The sequence below is a fragment of the Isoptericola sp. NPDC058082 genome (assembly GCF_042885055.1).
GTDB lineage: Bacteria > Actinomycetota > Actinomycetes > Actinomycetales > Cellulomonadaceae > Isoptericola.
Genome location: NZ_JBHVSQ010000011.1, coordinates 91,514 through 108,168 on the forward strand (window position 1 = coordinate 91,514; position 16,655 = coordinate 108,168).

Below are 16,655 nucleotides of genomic sequence, written 5' to 3' on the forward strand. Positions count from 1 at the left end.
GGTACCGTGTCAAGCCGTCGGCCCCGGCTGCCCGCGCCTGCACCGCCGCCTGCCCCTAGTCTCGCCATGAAGGGCGGAGGCGGCATGGGTACTGCGATCCGGCGTGCGGCTGCGGCCCTGGGTGCGCTCGCGCTGGCCTTCGTCACCCTCACGCTGCCCGCGGCGGCGCCCGCGTCGGCGGCCCCCACGCAGCCGTTCACGGTCAAGTTCTCGACCAACGCCAACGGCGCGCTCACGACCGTCGGCAACAACCTCTTGACGTGCAGCGCGTCCTCGTCCTGCACGAGCGCGCAGAACGGCGCGGCCGCGGACAACAACGCCTTCACCATGACGCAGCTCGACGCCGACGGGACGCCCGGGACGACGAACTCGTCCGCGTCCCGGCTCGACCTGCCCGAGGGCGCGACCGTGCTGTGGGCGGGCCTGTACTGGGGCGCGCGGCTGGACGCCGGCGCCGGAGGGCAGAGCGCGTCCGCGAGCGCGATCGGCGCGATGTCGCTGCGCGCCCCCGGGGACTCCGGCTACCGCACGGTCGCGGCGTCGACGGCGGCCCGCGACCAGTTCGGCCCGAACACCTCGAGCTACGGCGCGTACCAGCGGTTCGCCGACGTCACGGCGATCGTCAGGTCCGCGGGCAACGGGAGCTACTGGGGCGCGAACGTCGCCGCTGCGACCGGGCAGGACCGGTACGCCGGCTGGGCGCTCACGGTCGCGTACTCGGCCCCCGGCCTGCCGCTGCGCAACCTCACGGTGTTCGACGGGTTCGACGTCGTGAGCAACAGGAGCCCGCAGTCGGTGCAGGTCTCGGGGTTCCTCGCGCCCCGGTCGGGCACGGTCGACGCGCAGCTGACGATGGTGGCCTACGAGGGCGACCTGTCGCAGACCGGCGACTACACGAGGCTCGACAGCACCCAGCTGGCGACGGCGGCGTCGCCGGGCTCCAACTTCTTCGACTCCACCAACGACACCAACGGGTCGTCGGTCGCCACGCGCACGCCCGCGCACCGGAACATGCTCGGGTTCGACGTGAAGAACCTCGGTGCCTCGGGGGTGATCCCGAACGGCGCCACGAGCGCGACCTTCACGTTCTCCAGCAACGGGGACGTCTACTACCCGGGGGTGGTGGGCCTGGCGATCAACCTCTACGCCCCCGACTTCACGGCGTCGGCCAAGACGGTCGTGAACCTCAGCGGGCACAGTCCGGCCCGCCCGGGCGACACGCTGGAGTACACGGTCCACTACTCCAACACGGGGCAGGACCCTGCCGTCGACGCCGTGTCGGAGGACGACCTGCCGCTCGGCACCTCCTACGTGCCGGGGTCGTTGCGCTACCTCGCGTCGCCGGTGTCGCCGCCGGGCGGGCTCACCGACGGCGCGGGCGACGACCGGGGTGAGGTCGACGGGCGGACGGTGCGCGTCCGCGTGGGGACGGGGGCGACGGCGTCGGCCGGGGGCACGGTCGACATCGGCGCGGCGCCCGCCTACGCGTTCCAGGTGACGCTGGACGACGACGCGGGCGGGACCACCGTCGCGAACCTCGCGAACCTCGACTACGCGACGGCGACCACCGGGACGGCGGCGCGCTACACGACCCCGCCCGCGACCGTGGACGTGGCGCGGCAGGCCGACGTGTCGGTCACGAAGACGATGTCCCCCGACCCGGCGGCGGTCGGTCAGGACGTGACCGCGACGCTCGTCGTCCGCAACGACGGGCCGAACGCCGCCACGGACGTGACGGTCACGGACCCGGTGCCCGCCGGCTGGGACGGGGTGACCGCGACGTCCACGGCCGGGACCTGCTCCGTGGCCGACGGGACCGTGAGCTGCGCGCTCGGTGACCTCGCCGACGGGGCGACCGCGACCGTGACCCTCACCGGCACGACGTCGTCGGGCTCGACGGCGACGTCCCTGACCAACGTCGCGACGGTGAGCACGTCGTCCCTGGACCCGACGCCCGCGAACAACGTCTCCGGCGCCACCGTCACGCTCGCGCGGAGGGCCGACCTGTCGGTCACCAAGACGGCGTCCCCGACGACGGCCGGCCCGGGCGCCGAGACGACCTGGACCCTTCGGGTGTCGAACGCCGGGCCGTCCGACGCACGTGCCGTGCGGATCACCGACGCGCTCGACGACGCCGGCCGGGCCACGCTCACCGGCGCGACGATCACGTCGGCGGACGGGTCCGCCCCCGCGTGCGAGGAGCCGACCGGCCGCGGGGCGACCTGCACGCTCGACACGCTCCCCGCGGGCGCGACGGCGACCGTGACCGTGACGGGGACGCTCGCGACGAACCTCACGGAGGGCGTCACGGTCGGCAACACGGCGACCGTGACGTCGGCGACGCCCGACCAGGCGACCGGCGACAACACCGCGACGGCGACCGTGACGGCGGCCGACCCGGAGGCCGACGTCCGGGTCACCAAGGCGGGCCCGGCCGACGTGGTGGCGGGCCGGAGCATCGCATGGACGGTGACCGCCACGAACTACGGGCCCGCGGACGCGACCGGGGTGGTGGTCACGGACGCCGTCCCCGACGGGGTCACCGGCATCGGGGCGACGACGTCCCGCGGCGACGCGTGCACCGTCGAGGACCGGACGGTCACGTGCCCGGTCGGCGCCCTGCCGTCCGCCGGCGCGGGCACGGCGGGAGCGGCGGTGACGATCACGGTGACCGGCCTCGTGGCGCCCGGGACGACCGGCACGCTCCGCAACACCGCGACGGCGACGTCCACCTCCACCGACCCGGCGGGCGGGAACGACACCGCCACGTCCGACACCGCGGTGCGCGCCGAGTACGACCTCGCCGTGACCAAGACGGCCAACCGCACGACCCTGCCGGGCGAGGCGCCGCGGCCGGTCGACTACCGGATCACGATCACCAACAACGGCCCGTCCGCGGCGCGGGACATCGACGTGAGCGACGCCCTGCCGGACGCGCTGGACCTGCGCGGGGCGGACCCCGTCACCGGGTGCGCGGCGGACGTCACCGCGGACGGGTTCACGTGCACGGTGCCCGGCCCGGTCGCGCCCGGCGAGACCGCCGTCGTCACCGTGGCGATGCAGGCCGACGAGGTGCTCGCGGGCGGCCCGGACGTCGTGCAGACGGTCACGATCGACGCGCCGGGGGACACCGACCCGTCGAACGACGAGGCGTCGTGGACGCTCAGCGGGCTCCCGTTCGTGGACCTGTCGCTCGCCAAGACGGCGGACGCCACGGTGACGGCCGGCGGCACCGCCACCTACGACCTCGTCGTGACCAACACGAACGACCCCGCCGACGTCACCGAGAACCTCGCCGCCCTCCGCCCGGTCCTCACGGACACGCTGCCGGACGGCATGACCTTCCAGGGCGCGACCGTCACCTCCGGCGGCGGTCAGAGCGTCGCCTGCGGCACCAGCGGGCAGACGCTCACCTGCCAGCTGGGGGCCAACCTGGACGCCGGGACGTCGGCGACGGTCGAGGTCACGGTCGACGTGGCGCCGGACGTCGCGGCCGGGGCCACGCTGGTGAACGCGGCCACGGTCGTCACGGGGAACATGGAGACCAACCCCGACAACAACCTGGCGAACAACAGCGCGCAGGCGTCCAGCACCGTGGTCGCCGAGGCGGACGTGGCGGTCACCGGGCTCTCCGTCGAGCCCGTGGACCCGGACGCGACCGGCCCCGGCACCCATCGCCGGGTCCACCTCACGGTGTCCAACGAGGGGCCGTCGGTCGCCCGCGACGTGACCCTGCGCATCGAGCGCACCGAGGACGGCGTGCTCGTGGACCCCGGGACGCTGCCCACGGACTGCACCGCGACGGCACGGGAGATCGTCTGCACCCTGGACGGCCGTGACCTCGCGCCCGGCGAGTCGGTCGACATCGACTACGTCCTGGAGGTGGCGAGCTACGTCGACCCGGGCACCTACGTGAAGACGGCGCAGGTCTCGAGCTCCACCCCGGACACCGACCTCACGAACAACACGCAGCAGGCGTCCACCGTCGTGGGCGCCCCCGTGACCGACCTGGCCGTCACCAAGACGGCGACCGGCACCGTCCCCAACCCGGACGAGGCCACCGGCACGCACGACTCGTTCGTGGCCGGCGGCGCCTTCACCTACCGCATCGCGGTCGCCGTGCCCGAGGCCGCCGTGCCGGGTGCCGGGTACGCGGACGCGCAGGACGTCGTCGTGGAGGACCTGCTGCCGCTCGGCTTCGTCGCCACCGGGGCCAGCACCGGCAGTGGAACCTGCACGATCACCCCCGTGGTGGAGTCGGGCGGGGGCGTGCGCAGCGCGCTCTCGTGCTCGCTCGGCACGGTGCACGGCTGGTCGGGGGCGACCGCGCCCGCCCCGGTGGTCGTCACCGTGCACGGCACGCTGGACCCGGACGCCAACAACCTCAACGGGGGCGACCGGTTCGCCGAGCAGGTGCCGAACACCGCCACGGCCACCACCGGCACCCCGCTGGCCGGCGGCGCGACGAGCGTGCAGGACGCCGCCGCGGTCGACGTCGTCGAGATCGCCGACCTCCACCTGGTCAAGACGCCCGACGCGGCCACCGTCAACGCGGGCGGTACGGTCGGGTACACGCTGACCGTCGTGAACTCGGGGGCGTCCGGCGTGGAGCACGCGGTCGTCACCGACTCCCTGCCGGCCGGGTTCACGCTGGTGGACGCCCTGTCGGACTGCACGCCGCCGCAGACGACGCCGGTGGACGAGACCGAGGCCCGGCCGCAGGTGCCCGACGGGCCCGGCCAGGAGATCGCGTGCCGGCTGGGCGCGGTCCCGGCGGGCGGCTCGGCCACGATCCACGTGGTGGCCTCGACGCCGGACACGTTGGCGGCGGGCACGGCGACGAACACCGCCACGGTCGGCCTGCTGGCGAACGAGGCCGCGCCGGACGACAACACCGCCACGGCCGACGTCGACGTGCGGCGCGTGACGAACCTCGGTATCTCCGCCTCCGCGAGCACGCTGACGCCGGCGGCCGGCCAGGACGTGACGTTCACCGGCTTCGCCGTGAACAACGGCCCGTCCACGGCCGACGGGACGAACGGCGACACCGTCTTCCCGCCGGGGTTCGTGCCCTACGCGGACAGCGTCGACGTGCCGTTCAACGACTGCACCTGGAACCGCACGCCGCCCGACGACCCCACGACGGCGTCGTGGGAGGACTTCCGGTACGTGCTGCACTGCGAGCCCCTGACGCCCGGGGCCCGGTGGGAGGCAGGGGGCGCGACCACCAACGTCGTGACCGTGCACGTCCCCGGCGACACCCCCGCGGGCAGCTACTCCGGCCGGGCGGTGATCCGCTCGGACACGCCGGAGACCACGGAGGAGGACAACGAGGCCCCGCTGACGCTGACCGTCCAGCACGTCTCGGACACCAGCCTCGTCAAGGACCTCGTCGAACCGCACCCGATGGTCGCCGGGAGCCCGGCGACGTGGCGGCTGACGATGCGCAACGCCGGGCCGTCCGTCGCCGAGGACGTCGTCGTGTCGGACACCGTGCCGGGCGGCATGACGTTCGTGTCCGCGGAGCTCGAGGGCGGCGCCGACTGTCCCGTCCCGGAGACGCACGGCCTCCCGAACGGCGACACCGAGACGATCGTGCGCTGTCCGGTGGGCCGGATCCCGGTGGGGGAGTCGGCGTCGGTGCTCGTGACGTTCGACGTGGCCGCCGACCAGGCGGGCGAGAACCTGTGCAACTCGGCGCTGGTCGGCTCCGGCTCCCTCGACCCGGCCGCCGCGGACAACGAGGGCGAGAGCTGCGGCGAGGTCGTCGCGCCGCCGGGCACCGACGTCTCGCTGGTGCTGTCGCCGCCCACGCAGACCCACCTGTCCGGCGAGCGCGCGGAGCTCACCGCGACGGTGCGCAACGAGGGGCCCGGGGACGCCACCGACGTCGTGGCCGTGCTCGACGTGCCGCCCGGGCTGACGGACTACAGCGGGGTGGCGGTGTCCTGGCCGGCCGGGAGGCCACAGCCGCCCGACGGGGTGGTCGGCTCGCTGACGCTCGACGTCGGGGACCTCGCGCCGGGCGAGGCGGTCGTGTACCGGGTCGTCGGGACGGCGACCGGCAGCCCCGGCGACGTGCTGCCCGTGGACGGCGTCGTCACCCACGACGAGCCGGACACGGTCGAACCCAACGACACCGACGAGGCGCAGATCCTCATCGTGGAGCCGAGCCCGTCGCCGAGCCCGTCGCCGAGCCCGTCGCCGAGCGCGTCCCCGAGCCCCTCGCCCAGCCCGTCCGGCGTGCCGTCGTCGCCCGGCCCCACGTCGGGCGCCCCCGCGGTGCCGCCCGGCCCCGGGGACCCCGGTGGCACGACGACCGCGCCCCCGTCGGCGTCCGGGCCGCTGCCGGTCACGGGCGCGCAGGTGGTCGGGTGGGCGATCGCGGCGCTGGTCGTGACCGGTGTCGGGCTCGCGCTGCTCGCCGCCGCGCGGCGCCGCCGGGAGGGCTGACCGCGCCGACGAGGAGGCCCCGCGCCGGAAGCCGTCAGGAGATGCGGAAGGGAGCGACCAGGAGGTCGTCGCGGCGCGAGCTCGGGCCGACGAGCAGCTCGAACTCGCCGGGCTCGACGACGCGGCGCCCGCCGGCGTCGACGATCGTGCAGTCCGTGGCGGGCACCTCGATCTCGACGACGACGCGCTCGCCGGGCGTCAGCGGCACGCGGCGGAACGTCTTGAGCTCGCGGTCGGCCCACGTCACCGACGTGACCTTGTCGCTCACGTAGACCTGCACGGTCTCGACCGCCGGGCGGGGGCCGGTGTTGGCCACGGTGACGCGGCCGCGCACCACGCCGTCGGCCGCCACGTCGGCGGCGTCCAGCACGAGACCCGAGTACTCGACGGTCGTGTACGACCGGCCCTCGCCGAACACGTACGGCGGGCGCTGCGTGAGGTCGGCGTACCGCGTGCCGTGCTGGCCGCGCACCTGGTGGTAGAAGACGGGCTGCTGCCCGGCGTGCAGGGCGTAGGAGATCGGCAGGCGGCCGGTCGGCTCGACCAGCCCGAGCAGCAGCTCCGCGACGGCCCGGCCGCCGCGCATGCCGGGGTTGGCGGCGTGCACCAGGGCGGCGGCCTCGGCCACGGCCGCGGGCAGCACGAGCGGCTTGGAGGCGACGAGGACGACGACCACGGGCGTGCCGGTCGCGACCAGCCGCTCCAGCAGCTCCACCTGGCCGCCCTGGAGCTCCAGGGTGGCGGTGGACTTCCCCTCGCCGGCGAGCGCGACCTCGTCGCCCAGCACGGCGACGACGACGTCCGCGGCGCGGGCCGCCTCCTCCGCCTCGGCCAGCAGGGCCGGGTCGGACGGGGCGGGCAGCGCGGCCGGCGGCCGGGGCTGCCCGTCGGGGTAGTGGGTGCCGTCCGGGTCGGGGCCCAGCTCCACGACGTTCGCGCCCCGGGCGTAGGTGACCTCCCACGACGCCGGCGCGACGGCGCGCAGCCCGTCCAGCACCGTCTCGGTCAGCTCGCGCGGGTGGCCGTCGCGGATCCAGCTCACCTGGCCCGACGCACCGGCCCAGTCGCCGAGCTGGGCGTGCGGGTCGTCGGCGTTCGGCCCGACGACGGCGACGCGGTGCGGGCGGGCCGGGTCGAGCGGCAGCGTGCCGTCGTTCTCCAGCAGCACGAGGGAGCCGCGCGCGACGTCGAGCGCCAGGTCGCGGTGCGCGGCGGACCCGACGACCGCCTCGATGCGCTCGGCGACGGGCGCGCGCGGGTCCTCGAACAGCCCGAGGTCGACCTTGAGGCGCAGGACGCGCCGTACCGCGTCGTCGAGCCGTGCCACGTCGATCCGGCCGTCGGCGACGGCCTCCTGCGCGCCCTCGAAGAACCTCGGCGTCGCCATGATCACGTCGTTGCCGGCGCCGACGGCGGCGGCCGACGCGGCGGCGTGGTCGGGGCTGACGAACTGCTCCCACACCATGCGGCCCACGTTGTCCCAGTCGGTGACGAGGGTGCCGTCGAAGCCCCACTCGTCCTTGAGCACGCCCTGCAGCAGCCAGCGGCTCGTGGTGATCGGGACGCCGTCGATGGCCTGGTAGCCGATCATCACGGTGCGCACGCCCTCGCGGACCACGCGCTCGAACGGCGGCAGGAACCAGGAGCGCAGCTTGCGCGGCGTGAGGTCGGCCTCCGTGGCGTCGCGGCCGCCCTGCGTCTCGGAGTAGCCGGCGAAGTGCTTCGCCGTCGCCAGGACGGCGGTGGGGTCGGTCAGCCCGTCGCCCTGGTAGCCGCGCACCATCGCGGCGCCCAGCTCCCCGATGAGGTACGGGTCCTCGCCGAACGTCTCGTTGACGCGGCCCCAGCGCAGGTCGCGCGTCGCGCACAGCACGGGGGAGAACGTCCAGTGCAGGCCGGTCGCGGCGGCCTCGACCGCCGTCGCCCGCGCCGCCCGCTCCACCAGGTCGAGATCCCAGGTCGCCGCCATCCCCAGCTGGCTGGGGAAGACCGTCGCGCCGGGGAAGAACCCGTGCCCGTGGATGGCGTCGTCGGCCACCAGCAGCGGGATCGCCAGCCGCGTGCCGCGCGCCAGCTCGATCGCCTCGACGACGCGCGACGGCGACGCGTGCAGGATCGACCCCGCCAGCCGCCCGACGACGATGTCCTCGAGGTCGTCCATCGCGTTGAGCTGCAGCATCTGCCCCACCTTCTCGGGCAGCGTCATGCGGCGCAGCAGGTCGTCCACGCGGTCGGCGGGGGACAGGGACGGGTCGCGGTACGGCAGGTCGGTCATGGCGCAGAGTCTTCCGTCGGGGGCGGGCGTGCCGAGGTAGTTCAGCCGGCCGCGAGGTAGTCCAGAGATCCGCGAGGTAGTTCGAGATTTGCCGAGGTAGTTCGAGATCCCGCGAGGTAGTCGACTACCTCGCCAGGATGCGAACTACCTCGCGGATCCCGGAGCTACCTCGCGGATCCCGGAGCTACCTCGCGGAGTCCGGAACTACCTCGCGGAGTACGGAACTACCTCGGCGGAGGTCAGCGGACGGTGAGGCCGTTCGCCTGTGCGACGGAGCCGAGCCAGCCCAGCGACGGCTTCGGGCGGCGCTCGAAGGTCTCCTTGTCGAACTCGACCAGGCCGAACGTCGGGCGGAACCCGGAGGCCCACTCGTAGTTGTCCAGCAGGCTCCAGTGCAGGTAGCCGCGCACGTCGACGCCGTCGGAAATGGCGGAGTGCAGGCCGGCCAGCGCGCCCTCGGTGTAGTCGATGCGACGCGCGTCGTCCTGGGTCGCCATGCCGTTCTCGGTGACGAACACGGGGACGCCCTCGGTCTTCTCCCACGCGGCGCGGACGCCGTGCTCCAGGGCGAGGGGGTAGAACTCCCAGCCGGTCAGCGTGGTCTCGACGCCGTCGGGCACCTGGCGCGGGCCGTCGGGGCCGATGATCGTGCGGGTGTAGGCCTGGACGCCCACCCAGTCGTCGCCGCGGGCGGCCTCGAGGTACCAGTCGTCGCGCTGGTGGCCGTACTCGTGCGCCACGTCCTCGCAGCCGGGCTCCGGCTGGAAGTCCTGCGTCGCGATGGTCCAGCCCGAGTTGATGCCGCCGACGCCGGCGAGGATCTCCCGAGAGCGGGTGTGGCACTCGAGCAGCGTGTCCGCGACCTGGAGGTCGGGGTCGGGCAGTCCGTACGCGACCAGGTTGGCCGGGTCCTCGCCGCCCGCGATCATCGCGGCGATGTTCGGCTCGTTGATGGTGCAGACGTAGTCGACGTCGTTCCCGAGGATCGGCAGGGCGAGCTCGGTGAAGCGGGCGAAGCGGTCCGCCGCCTTCGGGGAGCGCCACATGCCCTCGGCGTAGAACCAGCGCGGCACCGTGAAGTGCATGAGCGTGACCATCGGCGTGATGCCGAGCTCGAGGCACGTCTCCACCATGCGGCGGTAGTGCGCGATCTCGGCGCGGGAGACGAAGCCCTCCTCGGGCTCGATCCGCGCCCACTCGATGGAGAAGCGGTAGGTGTCCAGGCCGGCGTCGCGCAGGAGCGTCATGTCCTCGCGGTAGCGGTGGTAGCTGTCCGCGGCGTCGCCGCTGGGCTCGACGATCGACGTGCCGGCGGCGTGCTCGCGCACCCACCAGTCGCTGGAGACGTTGTTGCCCTCGATCTGGTGGGCCGCGGTGGCGGCGCCCCAGCGGAAGCCCTCGGGGAAGTGCAGCACGGGATGGTCCTTACGTTGTGGTGCGGTGCAAAGAGGCGCGGGCGCGGCGGCCCGGCGCGGAGTGGCGGTTCAGCGGGTGGTGGTCCAGAAGCCGGCCAGGAGGTCCGCCGTCGCGGCGGGGTTCTCGACGTTGGGCAGGTGCCCGGCGCCGTCGACGACGGCGTAGCGGGCGGCGAGCCGTTCGGCCATGGCGCGCTGCCACGGCTGCGGCCACGCGGCGTCGTCCACGCCGTGCGCGACCAGCACCGGGAGGCCGGTGGCGGCCAGGTCGGGCGTGACGTCGCGGACGTCGGCGAGGACGTCGATGGCGCCCAGGAGGTTGTCCACGCTGGTCGCGACCGAGCGGTCCCGGTGGAAGCGGGCGTCGACGTCGAGGTCGGCCAGCTCCTGCGGGTCCTCGGCCAGCCGCCGGGCGAGCCCGGGGTTGTCGAGCGTCCACAGGTCGACCAGCCCGGCGGCGGCGAGCAGCCGGTCGCGCTCGGCGTCCTTGCGCCCGGGCCAGCCGTGCGGGCCCGAGCAGAGCATCGTGAGGCTGGCGAACGGCGCGGCGTCGCGCACGACGGTGGCCGCCGCGACCGTGCCGCCGAAGCTGTGCCCCAGCAGGTGCAGGGCGCCGGGCTCGATCCCGGCCGCCGCGGTCACGAGGGCCGCGACGTCGAGCGCGTCGCCCGTGAAGTCGTCGCGGCGGTACGCGCCCACCCCGCGCGGGGCGGCCGAGTCGGCCTGCCCGCGCTGGGAGTACGTCCACGCCTCGACGCCGCGCTCGGCCAGCAGCGGCAGCAGCAGCCGGTGGTCCTCCCGCGACCCGGTGAACCCGGGCACGAGCAGGGCCACGGCGCGGCGCTCCACGCCGGCCGGCACGACCGACCGGAGCGCGGTGAGCGGCCCCACCGGCACGTCGAGCACCAGCGGCTCGACGCCGTCCGGCAGCGGCAGCACCGAGAACGGCGTGCCCGGCCGGACGGCCGTCGAGGCGGGCGCCGTCACGACGCAGCCCCGTCGGAGAAGCGGCGCGCGGGCTGCGGGATCGCGTCCAGCAGCCGCGTCGTGTACGCGTCCTCGGGGAACCGCAGCACCTGGGTGGTGCCGCCGGACTCCACGACCCTGCCGTGGTGCAGCACCATGATCTGGTCGGTCACGACGCGCGCCGACAGCAGGTCGTGCGTGATGTACAGCAGCGAGACGCCGAGGTCGGCGCGCAGGTCCTCCAGCAGGCTGAGCACGCCGGCGCGCAGCGACACGTCGAGCATGGAGACCGGCTCGTCGGCGATGAGCACCTGCGGGTTCGAGGCCAGGGCGCGCGCGACGACGACGCGCTGGCGCTGCCCGCCCGACAGCTGGTGCGGCAGCTTGGCCGCGTACTGCTCGACGGGCGTGAGGCCCACGGTCTCCAGCAGCTCCAGCACGCGCTCGCGCGCGGCCTCGCCCTTGAGCGCGGTGAAGTTCTCCACCGGCCGGGTGAGCGTGTACTCCACGGTGTGCAGCGGGTTGAGCGCCGAGTACGGGTCCTGGAAGACCATCTGGACGTCGGCGTGCAGCGTCTTGAGCCGGCGCCGGCGCAGCCGGTCGACCCGCAGGTCGCCGAAGGTCACGGTGCCCGACGTCGGCCGCTCCACGCCGGTGACCATCTTCGCGATGGTCGACTTGCCGGAGCCCGACTGGCCCACCAGAGCCATCGCCGCCCCCGGCTCCAGCCGGAACGAGACGTCGTCGACGGCGGTGACGGCCTGCTCGCCGCGGCGCGGCGGCGGGTACACCTTCGACACGTGGTCCACGACGATCGCGTCGTGGGCGGCGGCCCGCCCCTCGTGATCGCCGGGGCGGGCCTCGCCGTCCCCGCTCGCGCGCCCGGCGGCCGGCGCCTTGCGCTCGAAGCCGGGCAGCTCCACGACCTCGGCCCGCGGGTCGGCGTAGTGGCTCAGCAGCATCTGCGTGTACGGGTGGGCGGGCGCGGAGAAGATCTGCCGCGACGCGCCGTCCTCGACGATCTCGCCGTCGTGCATGACGACGACGCGCTCCGCCGACTCCAGCACCACGCCGAGGTCGTGCGAGATGAGCACGGCGGTGAAGCCCTCCGCGGCCTGCAGCTCGCGGGTGGTGTCCATGACCGCGTGCTGCACCAGCACGTCGAGGGCCGTGGTGGGCTCGTCGAACACCATCAGCCGCGGCTCGAGAGACAGGGCGAGCGCGATCGAGACGCGCTGGCGCATGCCACCGGAGAGCTCGCCGGGGTAGCGGTCGAGCACCGTGGAGGGCAGCTGCACCTTGTCGAGCAGCTCGACGGCGCGCTGGCGGCGCTTCCCCTTCGGCACGTGACCGTGCGCGGCGAAGATGTCGCCGAAGTGGTTCGCGATGCTGCGCACCGGGTTGAGCGCGTTCATGCCCGACTGGAGCACCATCGCGAACCCGCCGCGGCGCTGCGCGCGCAGCTCCTCGGCGTCCAGGTGCGCGATGTCGGTGCCGTCGAACACGATGCGCCCGCCGGAGATGCGCGCGGGGGCCTTGGCGAGCCGCGTGATCGCGAAGCCGAGCGTCGACTTGCCGGAGCCGGACTCGCCGACCAGGCCCACGAACTCGCCCTGCTCCAGGGTGAGGCTCGCGTTCTTGACGGCGTGCGTCGGGGTGGCCCCGCGGGGCTCGTAGACGACGGACAGGTCCTGGATCTCGAGCAGGCTCATCGGCCGGTCCCTTCCCGCAGGCGCGGGTTGGACAACCCGTCGACGCCGAAGTTCACGAGGGTCATGGAGGTCGCCAGCAGCGCGATGCACAGGCCCGGGGCGAACAGGAGGATCCACTGGCCGGTGAGGATCGCCATCGAGTTCTGGGCCCAGAAGATCATCGAGCCCCAGCTCACGGTGGCCATGTCGCCCAGGCCGAGGAACGACAGGCCGGACTCGGCGAGCACCGCCGACGTCGCGGCGCCGAAGAACGACCCCGCGATCATCGAGGTCATGTTCGGCAGGATCTCGCGGAAGATGACGCGGGCCGAGCTCTCGCCGGAGAAGATCGCCGCCGTGACGAAGTCGCGCGAGCGCAGCGACTGCGTCTGCGAGCGCAGCACGCGGGCGCCCCAGGCCCAGCCGGTGATGACGACGACCAGGATGATCATCGGCAGCCCGCCGTTCTGCAGGTACGCCGCGATGATGATCATCAGCGGCAGGCCCGGCATCACGAGGAACAGGTTGACGAGGAAGTTGACGACGTCGTTGCCCCAGCCGCGCAGGTAGCCCCACGACAGGCCGATGACGACGGCGACGAGCGTCGACAGGCCGCCGGCGACGAAGCCGACCAGCAGCGAGACGCGGGCGCCGTAGATCACCTGGGACAGCACGTCCTCGCCGGCGCCGGTGGTGCCGAGCCAGTGCGCGGCGCTGCCGGGCTCGTTGCGGGCGAACGAGTCGTCGTGCGGGGAGTACGGGGCGAGCAAGGGCGCGAAGATCGCCATGAGGACGAACATCCCCAGGATGACGAGCCCCACGCGGGCCTTGGGGTTGGCCCAGACGGTCGCGAACGCGCGGCCGAGCACCTGGCCGGTGCGGCCGAGGCGGGTGCGGGCGGGCCGGGAGGGGCCCTGCACGGACTCGGGGGCGGGGCCCTCGGGGTCCGGGATCGTCGCGGTGGTCGTGGTGGTCGGGTCAGCCATCGGGGTCACCGCCTCGTTCGGGGGTCGAGGACGCCGTAGAGGATCTCCACCAGGAAGTTCGCGAGCAGCACGCTCACGGTGATCATGAGGAAGAGCGCCTGCATCAGCGGGAAGTCCTGGTTGGTGACGGCGTTGAACAGCAGGTAGCCGACGCCGGGGTAGGCGAACACCTGCTCCACGAGCAGGGACCCGCCGACGACGCCGCCGAGGGCCATGCCGAAGCCGGTGAGGTTCGGCAGGATCGCGTTGCGGGCGGCGTAGCGGATCGCGACGGTGCGGCCGCGCAGGCCGTTGGCCTCGGCGAACGTCACGTAGTCGTCGCCGAGCGTGTTGATCATCGTGTTGCGCATGCCGAGGATCCAGCCGCCGAGCGACGTGATGAGGATCGTCACCGCGGGCAGGGCCGCGTGGTACAGCACGTCGCCGAGGAACTCCCACGACAGGTTCGGCACCGCGGTGGCGGAGTAGGCGCCCGAGGTGGGGAACCAGCCGAGCACGTAGCCGAGGAAGAAGACGATGAGGAGCGCGGTCCAGAAGTAGGGGAACGCGGAGAGGAAGCTGCCGGCCACCGTGGGCAGGGAGTCCATCCAGGTGCCGCGCTTCCAGGCCGCCCCGATGCCGATCAGGGTGCCGAGCACGAACGCCACGACGGTGACGGCGCCGACCATGATCAGCGTCCAGGGCAGGGCGCCGGCCACGAGCTCGGAGACCTGCTGCGGGAAGAAGGTGTACGACACCCCGAAGTCGAGGTGGATGACGTTGTTCAGGTACGTGACGTACTGGTCCCAGATGCTGCCGCCGGGCACGCCGAGCTGGGCCTCGATCGCCGCCTGCACCGACGGCGTCACGGGGCCGTTCTGGGCGAGCTTGGCGATGGCCGCGTCAGCGGGGGAGCCGGGCATGAGGCGCGGGATGACGAAGTTCAGCGTCACCGCCGCCCACAGCGTGAGGACCAGCAGGCCGAGCTTGCGGAGCGCGTAGCGCAACGGAGCCTCCGGGTCGGTCGGTTCGGTGGGGCAGGGGGTGCCGGCCGGGCCTGACGACGGTCGTCGGGCCCGGCCGGCGCGCGGGGGTCAGCCCTGGGCGGGCTGGAGGTGCGTGAGGATCAGCAGCGGGGTGGAGTCCCACGTCTTGGGGGAGGCGTAGGGGTCGTCCGCGCTGGGCCAGCCGGTGAAGTTCTTGTTCGAGAACAGGCCCCACGAGCCGCCGTAGAACAGGGCGATCATCGGCAGCTGCTCGTACGTGATCTGCTCGAGCTGGTGCGTGATCTCGAGCTGCTTCGCCTCGTCGGTGGTCACCTTGAGCTCGGCGAGGAGCTCGTCGGCCTCCTTCGACTCGAAGCGGCCGAAGTTGCCGGCGGAGGTCTTGCCGACGGGCAGCAGGAACTCCGAGCCCATGAGGCCGTTGTAGTCCTGGAACGGCTGCCCGGTGCCGCCGACGGTGCCCATGATCATGTCGAAGTCGCCCGTGCGGAGCTCCTTCTGGTACGCGGCGGCCTGCGGCTGCACGACGCTGACGTCGATGCCGATCGCGGTGAGCTGGCCCTTGACCTGCTCGACGCCCTGCAGCCAGTCCGACCAGCCGTTCGGGGTCGTGATCGTGATCTTCAGCGGCTTGCCGGACGAGTCGACGAGCTTGTCGCCCTTCTTCGTGTACCCGGCCTTCTCGAACGACGCGAGGGCGGCGTCCGTGTCCTGGTCGATGTACCCCTGGTTCGGGATCGACGTGTCGAGGATCGCCTCCTGGTTGGGCAGCATGAGGCCGGTCTGGCTGGCCCGGTCGACGTAGCCCTGCTCGGCCTTGTCGGCGATGACCTGCTTGTCCAGGGCCAGCGCGATGCCCTTGCGGAAGTCGACGTCGTCGTACGGGGCCTTCGTCATGTTCGGGATGAGGGAGATCGCCGCGCCCGCCGGGAACCAGTAGGTGTTGTTCTCGGGGTCGGCCTTGACCCAGGTGTCCTCGACGTCGCTCATGAACGCGTAGGCCCAGTCGTAGCCGTTGTTGACGATGTCCAGCTCGGAGTTGGCGGCGGGCTGCACGAGCTCCTCGACGGCCACCTTGTCCGCCTGCCAGTACGACGCGTTCTTCTTCAGCGTGTACTGGTTCGGCGTGAACTCGCCGAGCGTGTAGGGGCCGGACCCGACGGGCTCCTCGTTGGTCCAGGTGACCGGGTCGTCGACCTCGGACCAGATGTGCTCCGGCACGATGAGCTGCTGGGCGAGGATCTTCGCGGCGGGGACGTCCTCGGTCTGCAGGTGCGCGACGACGGTCGTGCCGTCCACCTCGACCGACTTCAGGTGCGACCACGCGCCCTTGAGGTCCATCTCGGGGTGCTTCTTGACGAGGTCGAAGGAGTACTTGACGTCCTCGGCGGTGAGGGGCTCGCCGTCGGACCACGTCACGCCGTCACGGATGGTGAAGACGACGGTCTTCGCGTCGGGCTGCTCGTACCCCGTGGCGAGCCAGGGGGTCTCCTCGCCGCTCATCTCGTTGATGATGACCAGCGGCTCGTACATGTACGTCGTCGTGTTGCGCTTGCCGGACGAGTACGGGTTGAAGTTCCGGTCGAACGTCGGCGAGCCGTTGTCGGCCGCGATGAGCATCGACGTCGCGCCACCAGCGGCGCCGTCGTCCCCCTTGTTCTGCACCGGTGCCGAGCAGGCCGCCGTGGCCAGCACCGCGACGGTGGCCGCGATGGCGGCCAGGCGCCGCCCCGAGCGCGCTGTGCGCGTCATGGACATCCACTCCTCTTCGTCGAGGCCTCTCCTGTGAGGGCCCGCGCACGCCGGGGTCGGCGTGCGACGTCCCGGCGAGTGTATGCGCATACATTTCGGAGCGGCAAACCGTGTGGCCAGTGGCCCGGACGTGC

8 protein-coding genes are annotated in these 16,655 nt (G+C 73.3%); 1 reads left to right on the plus strand and 7 read right to left on the minus strand.

Going from position 1 to position 16,655, the window contains the following annotated elements:
• The first annotated feature begins 84 nt into the window (after window positions 1-84).
• Complete coding sequence (locus ACFVS0_RS15355) at window positions 85-6,453, plus strand: hypothetical protein (protein WP_430588433.1); 6,369 nt, start codon at window positions 85-87, stop codon at window positions 6,451-6,453.
• A gap of 34 nt (window positions 6,454-6,487) precedes the next feature.
• Here the strand turns inward: ACFVS0_RS15355 and ACFVS0_RS15360 are convergent, their stop codons facing one another.
• The 7 genes from ACFVS0_RS15360 to ACFVS0_RS15390 all read right to left on the minus strand — a co-directional run bounded on the left by ACFVS0_RS15360 (window position 6,488) and on the right by ACFVS0_RS15390 (window position 16,521).
• Window positions 6,488-8,728 (minus strand): glycoside hydrolase family 3 N-terminal domain-containing protein, encoded by a 2,241-nt coding sequence (locus tag ACFVS0_RS15360; protein WP_430588434.1) that lies wholly within the window; start codon window positions 8,726-8,728, stop codon window positions 6,488-6,490.
• 239 nt (window positions 8,729-8,967) lie between these two features.
• The gene (locus ACFVS0_RS15365; protein WP_430588435.1) at window positions 8,968-10,143 is read right to left on the minus strand and encodes a glycoside hydrolase family 1 protein; all 1,176 of its coding nucleotides are present in this window, start codon (window positions 10,141-10,143) and stop codon (window positions 8,968-8,970) included.
• A gap of 69 nt (window positions 10,144-10,212) precedes the next feature.
• Window positions 10,213-11,130, minus strand: a complete 918-nt coding sequence (locus ACFVS0_RS15370; RefSeq protein WP_430588436.1) for an alpha/beta fold hydrolase — start codon at window positions 11,128-11,130, stop codon at window positions 10,213-10,215.
• Window positions 11,127-12,821, minus strand: coding sequence for an ABC transporter ATP-binding protein (locus ACFVS0_RS15375; protein ID WP_430588437.1), 1,695 nt, complete (start codon window positions 12,819-12,821; stop codon window positions 11,127-11,129). The genes ACFVS0_RS15370 and ACFVS0_RS15375 overlap by 4 nt, the downstream gene beginning before the upstream one ends.
• The gene (locus tag ACFVS0_RS15380; RefSeq protein WP_430552344.1) at window positions 12,818-13,786 is read right to left on the minus strand and encodes an ABC transporter permease; all 969 of its coding nucleotides are present in this window, start codon (window positions 13,784-13,786) and stop codon (window positions 12,818-12,820) included. The genes ACFVS0_RS15375 and ACFVS0_RS15380 overlap by 4 nt, the downstream gene beginning before the upstream one ends.
• Before the next feature lie 5 nt (window positions 13,787-13,791).
• Entirely contained in the window at window positions 13,792-14,772 is a 981-nt protein-coding gene (locus ACFVS0_RS15385; RefSeq protein WP_429730146.1) for an ABC transporter permease, read from the minus strand.
• An 87-nt stretch (window positions 14,773-14,859) separates the two neighbouring features.
• Window positions 14,860-16,521, minus strand: a complete 1,662-nt coding sequence (locus ACFVS0_RS15390; RefSeq protein WP_430552343.1) for an ABC transporter substrate-binding protein — start codon at window positions 16,519-16,521, stop codon at window positions 14,860-14,862.
• Window positions 16,522-16,655 lie beyond the last annotated feature (134 nt).